Source organism: Paracoccus sp. Arc7-R13 (assembly GCF_004010775.1).
Taxonomy (GTDB): Bacteria; Pseudomonadota; Alphaproteobacteria; order Rhodobacterales; family Rhodobacteraceae; genus Paracoccus; species Paracoccus marcusii.
Genome location: NZ_CP034816.1, coordinates 1 through 13717, shown reverse-complemented (window position 1 = coordinate 13717; position 13717 = coordinate 1). Strand labels below are relative to the sequence as shown.

The 13717-nt window shown below is 53.4% G+C and carries 17 protein-coding genes and 2 pseudogenes; 7 read left to right on the top strand and 12 right to left on the bottom strand.

Going from position 1 to position 13717, the window contains the following annotated elements; genetic code table 11:
- Positions 1–23: 23 nt before the first annotated feature.
- Positions 24–329: a hypothetical protein gene (locus tag EOJ32_RS19540; protein ID WP_127899972.1), complete on the bottom strand. Its 306-nt coding sequence runs from the start codon at positions 327–329 to the stop codon at positions 24–26.
- Positions 330–1252: 923 nt separating this feature from the next.
- On the opposite strand from EOJ32_RS19540, the gene EOJ32_RS19535 reads away from it, so the two are divergent.
- On the top strand, positions 1253–2272 hold the full coding sequence (locus tag EOJ32_RS19535; protein ID WP_127899971.1) for an acyltransferase: 1020 nt from the start codon (positions 1253–1255) through the stop codon (positions 2270–2272).
- A 502-nt stretch (positions 2273–2774) separates the two neighbouring features.
- Here the strand turns inward: EOJ32_RS19535 and EOJ32_RS19530 are convergent.
- The 4 genes from EOJ32_RS19530 to EOJ32_RS19515 all read right to left on the bottom strand — a co-directional run bounded on the left by EOJ32_RS19530 (position 2775) and on the right by EOJ32_RS19515 (position 4862).
- On the bottom strand, positions 2775–3590 hold the full coding sequence (locus EOJ32_RS19530; RefSeq protein ID WP_127899970.1) for a phosphatase PAP2 family protein: 816 nt from the start codon (positions 3588–3590) through the stop codon (positions 2775–2777).
- Positions 3591–3746: 156 nt separating this feature from the next.
- Entirely contained in the window at positions 3747–4289 is a 543-nt protein-coding gene (locus EOJ32_RS19525; RefSeq protein WP_127899969.1) for a hypothetical protein, read from the bottom strand.
- The gene (locus EOJ32_RS19520; protein WP_206692794.1) at positions 4243–4617 is read right to left on the bottom strand and encodes a type II toxin-antitoxin system RelE/ParE family toxin; all 375 of its coding nucleotides are present in this window, start codon (positions 4615–4617) and stop codon (positions 4243–4245) included. Before EOJ32_RS19520 ends, EOJ32_RS19525 begins: the two co-directional genes overlap by 47 nt.
- Entirely contained in the window at positions 4614–4862 is a 249-nt protein-coding gene (locus EOJ32_RS19515) for a type II toxin-antitoxin system ParD family antitoxin (RefSeq protein ID WP_127899968.1), read from the bottom strand. The genes EOJ32_RS19520 and EOJ32_RS19515 overlap by 4 nt, the downstream gene beginning before the upstream one ends.
- 275 nt (positions 4863–5137) lie before the next feature.
- On the opposite strand from EOJ32_RS19515, the pseudogene EOJ32_RS20730 reads away from it, so the two are divergent.
- Both EOJ32_RS20730 and EOJ32_RS19510 read left to right on the top strand, forming a co-directional pair.
- A pseudogene (locus EOJ32_RS20730) lies at positions 5138–5269 on the top strand (helix-turn-helix domain-containing protein); the annotation flags it as partial.
- A 153-nt stretch (positions 5270–5422) separates the two neighbouring features.
- On the top strand, positions 5423–5671 hold the full coding sequence (locus EOJ32_RS19510; protein WP_127899967.1) for a hypothetical protein: 249 nt from the start codon (positions 5423–5425) through the stop codon (positions 5669–5671).
- A gap of 2 nt (positions 5672–5673) precedes the next feature.
- On the opposite strand, the gene EOJ32_RS19505 is transcribed toward EOJ32_RS19510, so the two are convergent.
- Complete coding sequence (locus tag EOJ32_RS19505) at positions 5674–6171, bottom strand: helix-turn-helix domain-containing protein (protein WP_164871519.1); 498 nt, start codon at positions 6169–6171, stop codon at positions 5674–5676.
- A gap of 761 nt (positions 6172–6932) precedes the next feature.
- On the opposite strand from EOJ32_RS19505, the gene EOJ32_RS19500 reads away from it, so the two are divergent.
- The gene (locus tag EOJ32_RS19500) at positions 6933–7331 is read left to right on the top strand and encodes a hypothetical protein (RefSeq protein ID WP_127899973.1); all 399 of its coding nucleotides are present in this window, start codon (positions 6933–6935) and stop codon (positions 7329–7331) included.
- Between the two features lie 145 nt (positions 7332–7476).
- On the opposite strand, the gene EOJ32_RS19495 is transcribed toward EOJ32_RS19500, so the two are convergent.
- On the bottom strand, positions 7477–7782 hold the full coding sequence (locus EOJ32_RS19495; protein WP_127899972.1) for a hypothetical protein: 306 nt from the start codon (positions 7780–7782) through the stop codon (positions 7477–7479).
- Between the two features lie 923 nt (positions 7783–8705).
- Here EOJ32_RS19495 and EOJ32_RS19490 point away from each other — a divergent pair.
- The gene (locus EOJ32_RS19490; protein WP_127899971.1) at positions 8706–9725 is read left to right on the top strand and encodes an acyltransferase; all 1020 of its coding nucleotides are present in this window, start codon (positions 8706–8708) and stop codon (positions 9723–9725) included.
- Positions 9726–10227: 502 nt separating this feature from the next.
- Here EOJ32_RS19490 and EOJ32_RS19485 read toward each other — a convergent pair.
- The 4 genes from EOJ32_RS19485 to EOJ32_RS19470 all read right to left on the bottom strand — a co-directional run bounded on the left by EOJ32_RS19485 (position 10228) and on the right by EOJ32_RS19470 (position 12315).
- The gene (locus EOJ32_RS19485) at positions 10228–11043 is read right to left on the bottom strand and encodes a phosphatase PAP2 family protein (RefSeq protein ID WP_127899970.1); all 816 of its coding nucleotides are present in this window, start codon (positions 11041–11043) and stop codon (positions 10228–10230) included.
- Positions 11044–11199: 156 nt separating this feature from the next.
- Entirely contained in the window at positions 11200–11742 is a 543-nt protein-coding gene (locus EOJ32_RS19480; RefSeq protein WP_127899969.1) for a hypothetical protein, read from the bottom strand.
- Positions 11696–12070, bottom strand: a complete 375-nt coding sequence (locus tag EOJ32_RS19475; RefSeq protein ID WP_206692794.1) for a type II toxin-antitoxin system RelE/ParE family toxin — start codon at positions 12068–12070, stop codon at positions 11696–11698. Before EOJ32_RS19475 ends, EOJ32_RS19480 begins: the two co-directional genes overlap by 47 nt.
- Positions 12067–12315 (bottom strand): type II toxin-antitoxin system ParD family antitoxin, encoded by a 249-nt coding sequence (locus EOJ32_RS19470; RefSeq protein WP_127899968.1) that lies wholly within the window; start codon positions 12313–12315, stop codon positions 12067–12069. Before EOJ32_RS19470 ends, EOJ32_RS19475 begins: the two co-directional genes overlap by 4 nt.
- A gap of 275 nt (positions 12316–12590) precedes the next feature.
- On the opposite strand from EOJ32_RS19470, the pseudogene EOJ32_RS20725 reads away from it, so the two are divergent.
- Positions 12591–12722, top strand: a pseudogene (locus EOJ32_RS20725) (helix-turn-helix domain-containing protein); the annotation flags it as partial.
- Between the two features lie 153 nt (positions 12723–12875).
- On the top strand, positions 12876–13124 hold the full coding sequence (locus tag EOJ32_RS19465) for a hypothetical protein (RefSeq protein WP_127899967.1): 249 nt from the start codon (positions 12876–12878) through the stop codon (positions 13122–13124).
- Positions 13125–13126: 2 nt separating this feature from the next.
- Here the strand turns inward: EOJ32_RS19465 and EOJ32_RS19460 are convergent, their stop codons facing one another.
- Positions 13127–13624: a helix-turn-helix domain-containing protein gene (locus tag EOJ32_RS19460; RefSeq protein WP_164871519.1), complete on the bottom strand. Its 498-nt coding sequence runs from the start codon at positions 13622–13624 to the stop codon at positions 13127–13129.
- Positions 13625–13717 lie beyond the last annotated feature (93 nt).

Genomic DNA, 13717 nt, shown 5'->3' with positions numbered 1-13717 from the left:
GCAGGAGGGGGGCCGCGTCGCGCTTACAAAGCGCAGCCCCCGAGAAGGGCAAAAGAGATCGCAGCGCTTGCAGCTGCCGCATAGCTGGTCACGCCAAGGTAAGATAGAACATCATATGTCAGCACAATAAAAATCGCGTGGCTTACGTAAAAAACGATCAACCGCTGGCCAACCCAGTTCACCACCGCGCTGATACCGGTATTTTCTATTCTTTGTGCCATTGCGCTGAAGAAGATAACGCCGGCAAATGACAAAGCTGTCCAATTTGGACCGAATTTTAATTCGTACATTGCCGTTGCGATAGAAGTACCAATTACAATGGCGGCCAACAACTAGATCCACCGTGAAACTAGAAATTTTATTAGATAAATAAAACGATGACTCGTATAAGCGCCCAAAAAGAAAAATGACATTAAATATAAAATTTGCTCCTAATATTTTCACCATCCGGTGACGAAAAAGACAATGACAAGGCTAAAGCAGAAACTAGAAGAGGGTTTATTCTATCCAATGGCTTTGCTGCAAGATAATAAATGAATGTAAAAAAAAGAAACCACAGATTACTTCCACCTGTGTAGAGCTTTCTAAGCTCCCATATGCTACTAAAATGGATATCAATAACGACGCAATAGATCGTTGACCATACAAGAAATGGCCATAAAATCCCTCTTATTTTATCCATTAGGTAGGCCTGACTCGGTTTAGTAAGTGATCTTGATAAGAGCATACCAGACAAAATACTAGAATTGGCATCCGAAATAGAGACAGGGTTTCGTTCAGGTTTTCCAAACCTCGCTTGGAATGAAACCTTGCTTTTCAGCTATAGTAATGGAATGAAGCGAGATCACTGCGAGAATAGCTATTCCCCGGACAAAATCCATCCAAAGAAATATGGGTGGGGATTTTTTATTATTGAGGTAATAGTTGGCATTAGGCATACTGGTTATATCCGTACAAGCCCTCTTGCATGAGGCCTGGCACAGAAGCGCGCGCACTTCGCCACGACCGCGCCCAGATGCAGCCGATCAGCCAGAGCGGGGAACCAGCGCCGGCCGTTTTCGTGGCCGTTCCGCTTCGCCAGATCCTCCCTCCTGGACCTCCCGCTTAAAAACCGCTTGAGGGGCGACAGCAGGCAACAAGCCTGCTACTTGACCCGCGAAACTGCAATTTTTTGGCGTTGGCCCTGAGACTTTGGCAACCTCAAATGTACTCATCGGGCGGTTACGTGGAGCAGCAAAGGATTCGTTGACAGATGACCCTGCAGAACCGCCTTGATCACCTTGATTTTGCTAAGGGAATATCTATTGCCTTGGTCGTTGTGTTTCACGCGACGATGGCTCTGGACCGCCAGAATATGGCGGATGCGCATTACTGGCTGCTCAACAACTTCATGTCGCCGATCCGGATGCCAATGTTCTTTTTCATCTCGGGCTTTCTAATGAAGAAATCGGCCCGAAGCGCAAGCACTGACGCTTTCTACAGGAAAGTGGCGGGGCTCATTTACCTGTTCGTACTGTGGTCCGTCATTCACCTGCTGTGGGAAACGGTATCGCCTCTGACGTCGGCACCGGCAGCCAACAGGTGGGTCGAATTCTTCTACAGTCCCAGCAGCGTTCTATGGTTCATCTGGGCGCTCGCGATCTATTTCTGCATCGCCCGCGCCGGAGAGACGGTGCGCAGGGACGCAATCTTCGTTGTGGCGCTGATGCTGTCACTAGTAACCTACATGGGGCTAATCGAGTTCGCGAATTATGCCCATAACAACGTTCTAAAGTTCCTGCCCATGTTCCTGTTCGGCGCATGGTATGCAAAACCGCTGATCAACTCTGACACGCTTCGCCACCCGGCGACGTTCCCACTGTCGTTGCTGGCCTTCGGCGTGGCCTTTGCGATCATCTACAAAGGCAGTTTTGCCACGCCGGTGATGGGAACGATGACCTTCCTGATGGCGATTTTGGGCATCGTCGTCGGACTGGCAATGTCGATTTTTCTGTGCAGCTTTGACCTCATTCGGCGCGTTCCTGTGTATCTGGGGCAGAACACGCTTGGCATCTATGTTGCGCACTCGCCAATCGTGGCCGTTCTTGCTGCACTTCTGGCGAAGGCAACCCAAGGGGGAATGGTGATCTCGATGCTGGGCGTGCCTCTTGTAACGGTCGCCGCTATCCTGCTGTCTTTAGGGCTGAAGATCGTCGCCGAAAGGGCGGGCGGGCGGTGGTTCTACCACTTCCCGCTTGCCCTCACCAAGAACCGCGCCCTTTCCGCTTCGTGATTCCGCGAATGGCAGCCCCGCCAGCCGGCGCCGCTGAAGTCGGTCACAGCAAGCGAATCAGGGTGTGCCGGCAGTGCCAAGCTGGACAGTCTGCCGAATGCATGGCACAGGCGATCGCGCACGGGCAGGAAGGACGAATGGAAACTACCGGCACGGTGCGCGAACGAAAGAAGCAATTACAGCTTCGGCGATGTTAACCATCTCACTCGGGAAAGCAGAGAATTGCTGGAAAGCCGTTAGTGGGTTTGGGACGTCACTCAGGCCAGGCTGCACGATCTTGGATTGTTCGACGGAATGATCGCATCCGCCATCGCAGAACCGCCCCCGCCCGAAACCGTGCCCGAAACCGCCAAGGAATGTCGATCTTCAGTGTGATCTGGCAGGGTCCTCTGGGTCTAGGGCAGAGGACGACGGGTCCGTGATATGAAACGATGGTAGATTTAGGAGGCCCTATAGGTATTCTGCTGCTTCCAGTCCAAAAGAGAAGACATAGGTATTAATCCTAAACCCCAATAATTTCCTTTAAAAAGGACCCGTAGCGCCGAACATCGTCAAACATTGTGCCCATCTGGAACAGATATAAAAATACTAATGTCCATAGAAGAGGCATCCATTTATCATTAATACCTTTTACTTTTTGTGTGACTGCATGAAGAATTAATGGAGCAAATCCTGTGGTGCAAAGCAGGCCAATTAAAGCGCCACCCGCAAGATCGCTCGGGTAATGCAGACCAGCATAAGCTCTTGGAAACGCTACTACAATAATAGTCCATAGGAACGCTACAACACCTAAACGTTTGGATGCCAAAAAAATTCCGGATGCGATAGCAAAAGCAAGTGCACTCGTATCGCTCGGAAAGGAACTCCAACCTTCGAGAGCGGAAATTTCAATGCCAAAGGGCAACTGATATTCAATATTGGAATTGTGAAGAGGACGTGGGCGGTAGGCAGAAAAATTTTGCATTATGCGAGACACGGTCATCGCTAGAAACGATCCTATAAGCAGCAAGATAAAGAATTCAATACTCTTTCCTTGGCGTCTACGCTCAAACAGCAGCCAGACGATGCAAGCAAGCAACGGCACGATTTTAGCCGTGTTGGTACGGAACATCTGGACAATCAATGTGTCCAATGCCCAAGATTGACGTGTTATTTCGCCAAAAAAATTAAAAAAACCGTGATCAATAGAGATGATCCAGAGGTTTTTTGACCAACCAAAAAATAAATAAAACAGTAAAAACAAATAAAATAGACAAAGCAAAAAACGCTTAGAGCCATAGTGGTTGTTAGGCGGCTTAGCTGTGTCGTCAAAAAACATAAAACTTCCCAGACTAAAAATTGAATTGTCACAGAAGTGTTACATTAGAAGCTTTTAAAAAGCAGGTCGAGTGCGAAGCACCTGTCTTTTTGTGACCCACCCCCACAACCCTGCGCTGATCCCCACCCTGTTCCCAGCTCCGGCGCATAACACCCATTACGAGGAGGAAGGCAGGGTCAGGGTTGAGTGAGGGGGCGTTCCGGGCGACCGATCCTGCAGCACGTCCAGGTCCTGCTGCGCCTGCTGTAGGCAGGTCGGGTTATTCATCCAGGCCAGGTCATAAGACAGGATGAGGCCGATGAAGGACGTCTCTTGGAGACGCGCCTCACCGATCCGGCAGACGGATCCCGCCTCCTGGTCCTGGGCCATTGATGATGCCGCTCTGATGCAGAAACGCCGCGGCTTGGGCATGCTCCCGAGCAGGCAGCGTTCGGGGCAGGCAGTCGAGCGGTGGCCCTGAGTGTCGATCACCACCATCGGCCGGGCATAGTCCGGCAGCTCCGGCGAAAGCCCGACCGCTTCCAGAAACTTCCGCACGACCGGCGGACAGAGGGCAAAGGGTTCCGAGGGGGCGCGCTCGGCTGATTGGCGATGGCGGGGCCGCCCGCCAAGACCAGCAGCGCGGACAACAGAACACCCTACCAGCTCATCCTCATCCGCGTTGTCCCTGACGCTGTTTCCTGCATGACCATTCTGCATCCTGGTCCCAAGGGAAAGAAGGCATCACTCTGCAAGTTCGGTCAGAGATGGCGGTCGGCATCCATGCGATTGTGCAGAACCGGATGACATCCAGTCGGTCGCCCCGATCCCGGTAGTAGATCACATGCGATCCGGTCGAGAGCCGCAGGTATCCGGGGCGCACATCGACGGGGCGACCCTGTTTGCGGTCATGGGCCAGGGCCAGACAGGCATCGCGGATTTCGTCGGTGTACCGATCCGCCTGGTCCGGCCCCCAGGTCTTCGCGCTGTAATCCCAGATGCCGTCGATATCCGCCTCTGCCGCTGGCGAGAAGGCGAGGGGTTTCATCCGGCCTCGAACTCCGCCCGCTTCCGCGCCTTGAAGCTATCGAAGTCGAAGGGGCGCGGCTCCCCGGACTGCTCGCCCACAACCAGGGCGTCCTGCAGGGCTTTGACCTTCGCCTCATGCTCCTCCAGCAGCCGCAGTCCCGCCCGGACCACGTCGCTGGCCGAGCCGTAGCGGCCGGCATCGACCTGGGCGCTGATGAAGCCGCTGAAATGCTCACCGAGCGAGACGGACGTGGTGCGCGGCATGAGAAGCTCCTAACTAAGATGACTTGTACCAATATGTAATACATTTGCACTGAATTACCAAGACACTCAGTTTATGAACCATCCCACACCCCATCAGATACGCAAAGAAGGACATTTTTGTGTGTCCGATCAGTGTCCTGTCATCTGTCCTTAATGTGTCCCGTCAACGAGGGAGATGGTTTTGCTATTGCGCGATCCTGTCCTGTGGTGGTTCTGTGTAGGACACATCTCGGACAGCACAACCAAGGCGAGATAGACATAGCGGGACAGCCAGTATGACAATGCTTTCACTGCGAGAGGCCGCGCAACTCTGCGGGCGAGGAAAATCTACAATTCAAACCGCTATAAAGGAAGGAAAGCTGTCCGCTGGTCGGAATGAGAAGGGTGGATATCAGATCGATCCCTCCGAGCTGCACCGTGTTTTCCCCTTCTCTCTGTCCATTGATGGGGCATGGGACAGAGTCGATAGGACAGAAACGGACAGGAATACCACGCCGGATTCAAGCCGTCCTGTGGCGTCCGGAGGTGTCCTAAACACAGTGGACGGGACAGGACGGGACATGTCCGAGGTCGAGTTGCGGGTGAAACACCTTAAGGAGCTTCTGGAGGCCGAAAGGGCTGGCCGAGAAGATTTGAAGCAGGCGTTGCAGGCGCGTGTCGACGACCTTCAGACAACGGTCCTGGATCTCCGAAAGCGCTTGGACCAAGCCGAAGAAGAGAAGATGCGGCTTTTGCCGCCACCTAGTGATGGTGAGCGGGAAACTAGATCGCGCCCACGGGGGCTGTGGGCGCGCCTGACAGGCGGTTGATGTCAATCCAGTCGCTTGCCGGTTTGCGGATCATAAGATCTCTGGCGGGCTGGAAGATCCGGCTCCATCCCTTCCAGAATGGGTTGCGAGACCGGGGGAAGACCTTCGCCTGATGGCAGCTGCATCTCTCCTGGAAGCAGATCCGGGATACGCCGCAATGCGGCCTGATGGCCAAGGCTGTCGCGATCCGGTTGTTCCTCTTCGGAAACGACGACCGCTGCCGAAAACAGGCTGTAGCGGATGCCATCACGCTTTCCTGTCCAGGCCACGCGATCATTGACGATGTAAGCGTTCACCGTTGCAGCATTTCCAAGTTGCCGGACCTCAATCCAGTTATCTGCCTTCAGGACGGACAGGGCTGTCCGGACTGCGCGCTCAGAGCGTCCAATTATCTTGGCAAGCGCCACTTGGGAGATCACGACAGCATTATGATCCCCGAGCCTGGCTGTCAGTGCATGCATGATCTGAGCGCCGACCGGAGATTTGGCGATAAGGTTCATCCAGGCTTCATGGGCGGACCGTTCGGTCTGGACCCAGGTTCCTTGCAGGCGACGTTCTGGGAACTGTTCCAATTCTAAGCGCTTTCGTTCCAAAATCAGGAATCACGCTGCCGTACGGATCTACTAATGGCAACTTGAAATTTACATCTCATTCCATTTTTTGGAACGGTGGTGCCGGTATACCGGAACGGTGGTGCCGGTAGAACAAAAGAAGACCGGAACGGTGGTGCCGGTCGACCGGAACCGTGGTGCCGGTCGTTATAAAAATAATTGTTCAGAAACAGCACCTTATTTTTCTGCCTTCTAATGATCTACAGGGAACAACCGGGACGGGCCGTGTCGGGCGAAGCAGCCCCCGGGGAGCAAGCGCCGACCGGCGCGGACTGGCCCGGTTGTTCCCTGTCAGCGCGCTTTGACTTTGAAATGTCGTTTGGCAAGCTCGGGACGCCTCGGTGAGCGCCACGCGGGAATGGGGATGATCAGGCAAGAAGGGGAAAGGGTTATCCCCAGAGAGCACCAAATCTGCCTTTGAGGCGGGTCTGGATCTGGACCGTCGCGCTGGTGGCAACGGACGGATTTTCTGGTGAGACGGTGCCTGGTGCAGAGTGGCGCTTCAGCCTCTGGCTGCGCTCTGGCGGATATGGGGTGTTATGCGCCGGAAAATCTTAAGCAAAAAAAGCACGTCAGGGTTGTAAACCTCGCTTGCTTGTGAGGACCATCCTATCCGATGGTGTGACCGGTTTCAGATAAGGGATCTCACGATGAACTTGCTTTCGAGGGCATGGCCCGTTGCTTTCTTTTTTGGGCTATCCGCTTGCTCAGGCACTATGCAGGGGGTCACGCGCGGCACAGGCGAAGCGGTTCAGTTTTCCTATCAGCAAGGAATGGATAGCGACACGTTGACTGCTGTGATCGGCAGCGAAACCTTCCAAGGCAAAGCCGTTCAGCGAGGTAATCGAACGATGACGGCTACCACCTGGTCCGGAGAATCGGTGTTTGGATCAAGTTCTACAGGCGATGCCGTTGCCGTCATGATCGGTTCGCGAGGATCTTCTTTGTCCTGTCAGCTGCAATATGCTGATGCGAGTGGTTTCACGACCAGCGGCGGCGTGGGCGTTTGTCAGCACAGCGACGGGCGCGTGATAGACGTTGTCTGGTAACTCTATTTTTTAATCAATGGTTCATTTTATAAATGAACCATTGATATATTTATATAAATTTACGCTGATAGATGGATATTTATGATGAAAAGACTACTTGTATCCGTGGCTCTCACGGCGCGGCAGGAGGGGGGCCGCGTCGCGCTTACAAAGCGCAGCCCCCGAGAAGGGCAAAAGAGATCGCAGCGCTTGCAGCTGCCGCATAGCTGGTCACGCCAAGGTAAGATAGAACATCATATGTCAGCACAATAAAAATCGCGTGGCTTACGTAAAAAACGATCAACCGCTGGCCAACCCAGTTCACCACCGCGCTGATACCGGTATTTTCTATTCTTTGTGCCATTGCGCTGAAGAAGATAACGCCGGCAAATGACAAAGCTGTCCAATTTGGACCGAATTTTAATTCGTACATTGCCGTTGCGATAGAAGTACCAATTACAATGGCGGCCAACAACTAGATCCACCGTGAAACTAGAAATTTTATTAGATAAATAAAACGATGACTCGTATAAGCGCCCAAAAAGAAAAATGACATTAAATATAAAATTTGCTCCTAATATTTTCACCATCCGGTGACGAAAAAGACAATGACAAGGCTAAAGCAGAAACTAGAAGAGGGTTTATTCTATCCAATGGCTTTGCTGCAAGATAATAAATGAATGTAAAAAAAAGAAACCACAGATTACTTCCACCTGTGTAGAGCTTTCTAAGCTCCCATATGCTACTAAAATGGATATCAATAACGACGCAATAGATCGTTGACCATACAAGAAATGGCCATAAAATCCCTCTTATTTTATCCATTAGGTAGGCCTGACTCGGTTTAGTAAGTGATCTTGATAAGAGCATACCAGACAAAATACTAGAATTGGCATCCGAAATAGAGACAGGGTTTCGTTCAGGTTTTCCAAACCTCGCTTGGAATGAAACCTTGCTTTTCAGCTATAGTAATGGAATGAAGCGAGATCACTGCGAGAATAGCTATTCCCCGGACAAAATCCATCCAAAGAAATATGGGTGGGGATTTTTTATTATTGAGGTAATAGTTGGCATTAGGCATACTGGTTATATCCGTACAAGCCCTCTTGCATGAGGCCTGGCACAGAAGCGCGCGCACTTCGCCACGACCGCGCCCAGATGCAGCCGATCAGCCAGAGCGGGGAACCAGCGCCGGCCGTTTTCGTGGCCGTTCCGCTTCGCCAGATCCTCCCTCCTGGACCTCCCGCTTAAAAACCGCTTGAGGGGCGACAGCAGGCAACAAGCCTGCTACTTGACCCGCGAAACTGCAATTTTTTGGCGTTGGCCCTGAGACTTTGGCAACCTCAAATGTACTCATCGGGCGGTTACGTGGAGCAGCAAAGGATTCGTTGACAGATGACCCTGCAGAACCGCCTTGATCACCTTGATTTTGCTAAGGGAATATCTATTGCCTTGGTCGTTGTGTTTCACGCGACGATGGCTCTGGACCGCCAGAATATGGCGGATGCGCATTACTGGCTGCTCAACAACTTCATGTCGCCGATCCGGATGCCAATGTTCTTTTTCATCTCGGGCTTTCTAATGAAGAAATCGGCCCGAAGCGCAAGCACTGACGCTTTCTACAGGAAAGTGGCGGGGCTCATTTACCTGTTCGTACTGTGGTCCGTCATTCACCTGCTGTGGGAAACGGTATCGCCTCTGACGTCGGCACCGGCAGCCAACAGGTGGGTCGAATTCTTCTACAGTCCCAGCAGCGTTCTATGGTTCATCTGGGCGCTCGCGATCTATTTCTGCATCGCCCGCGCCGGAGAGACGGTGCGCAGGGACGCAATCTTCGTTGTGGCGCTGATGCTGTCACTAGTAACCTACATGGGGCTAATCGAGTTCGCGAATTATGCCCATAACAACGTTCTAAAGTTCCTGCCCATGTTCCTGTTCGGCGCATGGTATGCAAAACCGCTGATCAACTCTGACACGCTTCGCCACCCGGCGACGTTCCCACTGTCGTTGCTGGCCTTCGGCGTGGCCTTTGCGATCATCTACAAAGGCAGTTTTGCCACGCCGGTGATGGGAACGATGACCTTCCTGATGGCGATTTTGGGCATCGTCGTCGGACTGGCAATGTCGATTTTTCTGTGCAGCTTTGACCTCATTCGGCGCGTTCCTGTGTATCTGGGGCAGAACACGCTTGGCATCTATGTTGCGCACTCGCCAATCGTGGCCGTTCTTGCTGCACTTCTGGCGAAGGCAACCCAAGGGGGAATGGTGATCTCGATGCTGGGCGTGCCTCTTGTAACGGTCGCCGCTATCCTGCTGTCTTTAGGGCTGAAGATCGTCGCCGAAAGGGCGGGCGGGCGGTGGTTCTACCACTTCCCGCTTGCCCTCACCAAGAACCGCGCCCTTTCCGCTTCGTGATTCCGCGAATGGCAGCCCCGCCAGCCGGCGCCGCTGAAGTCGGTCACAGCAAGCGAATCAGGGTGTGCCGGCAGTGCCAAGCTGGACAGTCTGCCGAATGCATGGCACAGGCGATCGCGCACGGGCAGGAAGGACGAATGGAAACTACCGGCACGGTGCGCGAACGAAAGAAGCAATTACAGCTTCGGCGATGTTAACCATCTCACTCGGGAAAGCAGAGAATTGCTGGAAAGCCGTTAGTGGGTTTGGGACGTCACTCAGGCCAGGCTGCACGATCTTGGATTGTTCGACGGAATGATCGCATCCGCCATCGCAGAACCGCCCCCGCCCGAAACCGTGCCCGAAACCGCCAAGGAATGTCGATCTTCAGTGTGATCTGGCAGGGTCCTCTGGGTCTAGGGCAGAGGACGACGGGTCCGTGATATGAAACGATGGTAGATTTAGGAGGCCCTATAGGTATTCTGCTGCTTCCAGTCCAAAAGAGAAGACATAGGTATTAATCCTAAACCCCAATAATTTCCTTTAAAAAGGACCCGTAGCGCCGAACATCGTCAAACATTGTGCCCATCTGGAACAGATATAAAAATACTAATGTCCATAGAAGAGGCATCCATTTATCATTAATACCTTTTACTTTTTGTGTGACTGCATGAAGAATTAATGGAGCAAATCCTGTGGTGCAAAGCAGGCCAATTAAAGCGCCACCCGCAAGATCGCTCGGGTAATGCAGACCAGCATAAGCTCTTGGAAACGCTACTACAATAATAGTCCATAGGAACGCTACAACACCTAAACGTTTGGATGCCAAAAAAATTCCGGATGCGATAGCAAAAGCAAGTGCACTCGTATCGCTCGGAAAGGAACTCCAACCTTCGAGAGCGGAAATTTCAATGCCAAAGGGCAACTGATATTCAATATTGGAATTGTGAAGAGGACGTGGGCGGTAGGCAGAAAAATTTTGCATTATGCGAGACACGGTCATCGCTAGAAACGATCCTATAAGCAGCAAGATAAAGAATTCAATACTCTTTCCTTGGCGTCTACGCTCAAACAGCAGCCAGACGATGCAAGCAAGCAACGGCACGATTTTAGCCGTGTTGGTACGGAACATCTGGACAATCAATGTGTCCAATGCCCAAGATTGACGTGTTATTTCGCCAAAAAAATTAAAAAAACCGTGATCAATAGAGATGATCCAGAGGTTTTTTGACCAACCAAAAAATAAATAAAACAGTAAAAACAAATAAAATAGACAAAGCAAAAAACGCTTAGAGCCATAGTGGTTGTTAGGCGGCTTAGCTGTGTCGTCAAAAAACATAAAACTTCCCAGACTAAAAATTGAATTGTCACAGAAGTGTTACATTAGAAGCTTTTAAAAAGCAGGTCGAGTGCGAAGCACCTGTCTTTTTGTGACCCACCCCCACAACCCTGCGCTGATCCCCACCCTGTTCCCAGCTCCGGCGCATAACACCCATTACGAGGAGGAAGGCAGGGTCAGGGTTGAGTGAGGGGGCGTTCCGGGCGACCGATCCTGCAGCACGTCCAGGTCCTGCTGCGCCTGCTGTAGGCAGGTCGGGTTATTCATCCAGGCCAGGTCATAAGACAGGATGAGGCCGATGAAGGACGTCTCTTGGAGACGCGCCTCACCGATCCGGCAGACGGATCCCGCCTCCTGGTCCTGGGCCATTGATGATGCCGCTCTGATGCAGAAACGCCGCGGCTTGGGCATGCTCCCGAGCAGGCAGCGTTCGGGGCAGGCAGTCGAGCGGTGGCCCTGAGTGTCGATCACCACCATCGGCCGGGCATAGTCCGGCAGCTCCGGCGAAAGCCCGACCGCTTCCAGAAACTTCCGCACGACCGGCGGACAGAGGGCAAAGGGTTCCGAGGGGGCGCGCTCGGCTGATTGGCGATGGCGGGGCCGCCCGCCAAGACCAGCAGCGCGGACAACAGAACACCCTACCAGCTCATCCTCATCCGCGTTGTCCCTGACGCTGTTTCCTGCATGACCATTCTGCATCCTGGTCCCAAGGGAAAGAAGGCATCACTCTGCAAGTTCGGTCAGAGATGGCGGTCGGCATCCATGCGATTGTGCAGAACCGGATGACATCCAGTCGGTCGCCCCGATCCCGGTAGTAGATCACATGCGATCCGGTCGAGAGCCGCAGGTATCCGGGGCGCACATCGACGGGGCGACCCTGTTTGCGGTCATGGGCCAGGGCCAGACAGGCATCGCGGATTTCGTCGGTGTACCGATCCGCCTGGTCCGGCCCCCAGGTCTTCGCGCTGTAATCCCAGATGCCGTCGATATCCGCCTCTGCCGCTGGCGAGAAGGCGAGGGGTTTCATCCGGCCTCGAACTCCGCCCGCTTCCGCGCCTTGAAGCTATCGAAGTCGAAGGGGCGCGGCTCCCCGGACTGCTCGCCCACAACCAGGGCGTCCTGCAGGGCTTTGACCTTCGCCTCATGCTCCTCCAGCAGCCGCAGTCCCGCCCGGACCACGTCGCTGGCCGAGCCGTAGCGGCCGGCATCGACCTGGGCGCTGATGAAGCCGCTGAAATGCTCACCGAGCGAGACGGACGTGGTGCGCGGCATGAGAAGCTCCTAACTAAGATGACTTGTACCAATATGTAATACATTTGCACTGAATTACCAAGACACTCAGTTTATGAACCATCCCACACCCCATCAGATACGCAAAGAAGGACATTTTTGTGTGTCCGATCAGTGTCCTGTCATCTGTCCTTAATGTGTCCCGTCAACGAGGGAGATGGTTTTGCTATTGCGCGATCCTGTCCTGTGGTGGTTCTGTGTAGGACACATCTCGGACAGCACAACCAAGGCGAGATAGACATAGCGGGACAGCCAGTATGACAATGCTTTCACTGCGAGAGGCCGCGCAACTCTGCGGGCGAGGAAAATCTACAATTCAAACCGCTATAAAGGAAGGAAAGCTGTCCGCTGGTCGGAATGAGAAGGGTGGATATCAGATCGATCCCTCCGAGCTGCACCGTGTTTTCCCCTTCTCTCTGTCCATTGATGGGGCATGGGACAGAGTCGATAGGACAGAAACGGACAGGAATACCACGCCGGATTCAAGCCGTCCTGTGGCGTCCGGAGGTGTCCTAAACACAGTGGACGGGACAGGACGGGACATGTCCGAGGTCGAGTTGCGGGTGAAACACCTTAAGGAGCTTCTGGAGGCCGAAAGGGCTGGCCGAGAAGATTTGAAGCAGGCGTTGCAGGCGCGTGTCGACGACCTTCAGACAACGGTCCTGGATCTCCGAAAGCGCTTGGACCAAGCCGAAGAAGAGAAGATGCGGCTTTTGCCGCCACCTAGTGATGGTGAGCGGGAAACTAGATCGCGCCCACGGGGGCTGTGGGCGCGCCTGACAGGCGGTTGATGTCAATCCAGTCGCTTGCCGGTTTGCGGATCATAAGATCTCTGGCGGGCTGGAAGATCCGGCTCCATCCCTTCCAGAATGGGTTGCGAGACCGGGGGAAGACCTTCGCCTGATGGCAGCTGCATCTCTCCTGGAAGCAGATCCGGGATACGCCGCAATGCGGCCTGATGGCCAAGGCTGTCGCGATCCGGTTGTTCCTCTTCGGAAACGACGACCGCTGCCGAAAACAGGCTGTAGCGGATGCCATCACGCTTTCCTGTCCAGGCCACGCGATCATTGACGATGTAAGCGTTCACCGTTGCAGCATTTCCAAGTTGCCGGACCTCAATCCAGTTATCTGCCTTCAGGACGGACAGGGCTGTCCGGACTGCGCGCTCAGAGCGTCCAATTATCTTGGCAAGCGCCACTTGGGAGATCACGACAGCATTATGATCCCCGAGCCTGGCTGTCAGTGCATGCATGATCTGAGCGCCGACCGGAGATTTGGCGATAAGGTTCATCCAGGCTTCATGGGCGGACCGTTCGGTCTGGACCCAGGTTCCTTGCAGGCGACGTTCTGGGAACTGTTCCAATTCTAAGCGCTTTCGTTCCAA

What these genes read in the sequence shown, in the direction of transcription:
- EOJ32_RS19535 (WP_127899971.1), top strand. Translation starts at nt 1,253, where the DNA reads ATGACCCTGCAGAACCGCCTTGATCACCTTGATTTTGCTAAGGGAATA.
- EOJ32_RS19530 (WP_127899970.1), bottom strand. Translation starts at nt 3,590, where the DNA reads ATGTTTTTTGACGACACAGCTAAGCCGCCTAACAACCACTATGGCTCT.
- EOJ32_RS19525 (WP_127899969.1), bottom strand. Translation starts at nt 4,289, where the DNA reads ATGCAGAATGGTCATGCAGGAAACAGCGTCAGGGACAACGCGGATGAG.
- EOJ32_RS19520 (WP_206692794.1), bottom strand. Translation starts at nt 4,617, where the DNA reads ATGAAACCCCTCGCCTTCTCGCCAGCGGCAGAGGCGGATATCGACGGC.
- EOJ32_RS19515 (WP_127899968.1), bottom strand. Translation starts at nt 4,862, where the DNA reads ATGCCGCGCACCACGTCCGTCTCGCTCGGTGAGCATTTCAGCGGCTTC.
- EOJ32_RS19510 (WP_127899967.1), top strand. Translation starts at nt 5,423, where the DNA reads ATGTCCGAGGTCGAGTTGCGGGTGAAACACCTTAAGGAGCTTCTGGAG.
- EOJ32_RS19505 (WP_164871519.1), bottom strand. Translation starts at nt 6,171, where the DNA reads ATGAACCTTATCGCCAAATCTCCGGTCGGCGCTCAGATCATGCATGCA.
- EOJ32_RS19500 (WP_127899973.1), top strand. Translation starts at nt 6,933, where the DNA reads ATGAACTTGCTTTCGAGGGCATGGCCCGTTGCTTTCTTTTTTGGGCTA.
- EOJ32_RS19490 (WP_127899971.1), top strand. Translation starts at nt 8,706, where the DNA reads ATGACCCTGCAGAACCGCCTTGATCACCTTGATTTTGCTAAGGGAATA.
- EOJ32_RS19485 (WP_127899970.1), bottom strand. Translation starts at nt 11,043, where the DNA reads ATGTTTTTTGACGACACAGCTAAGCCGCCTAACAACCACTATGGCTCT.
- EOJ32_RS19480 (WP_127899969.1), bottom strand. Translation starts at nt 11,742, where the DNA reads ATGCAGAATGGTCATGCAGGAAACAGCGTCAGGGACAACGCGGATGAG.
- EOJ32_RS19475 (WP_206692794.1), bottom strand. Translation starts at nt 12,070, where the DNA reads ATGAAACCCCTCGCCTTCTCGCCAGCGGCAGAGGCGGATATCGACGGC.
- EOJ32_RS19470 (WP_127899968.1), bottom strand. Translation starts at nt 12,315, where the DNA reads ATGCCGCGCACCACGTCCGTCTCGCTCGGTGAGCATTTCAGCGGCTTC.
- EOJ32_RS19465 (WP_127899967.1), top strand. Translation starts at nt 12,876, where the DNA reads ATGTCCGAGGTCGAGTTGCGGGTGAAACACCTTAAGGAGCTTCTGGAG.
- EOJ32_RS19460 (WP_164871519.1), bottom strand. Translation starts at nt 13,624, where the DNA reads ATGAACCTTATCGCCAAATCTCCGGTCGGCGCTCAGATCATGCATGCA.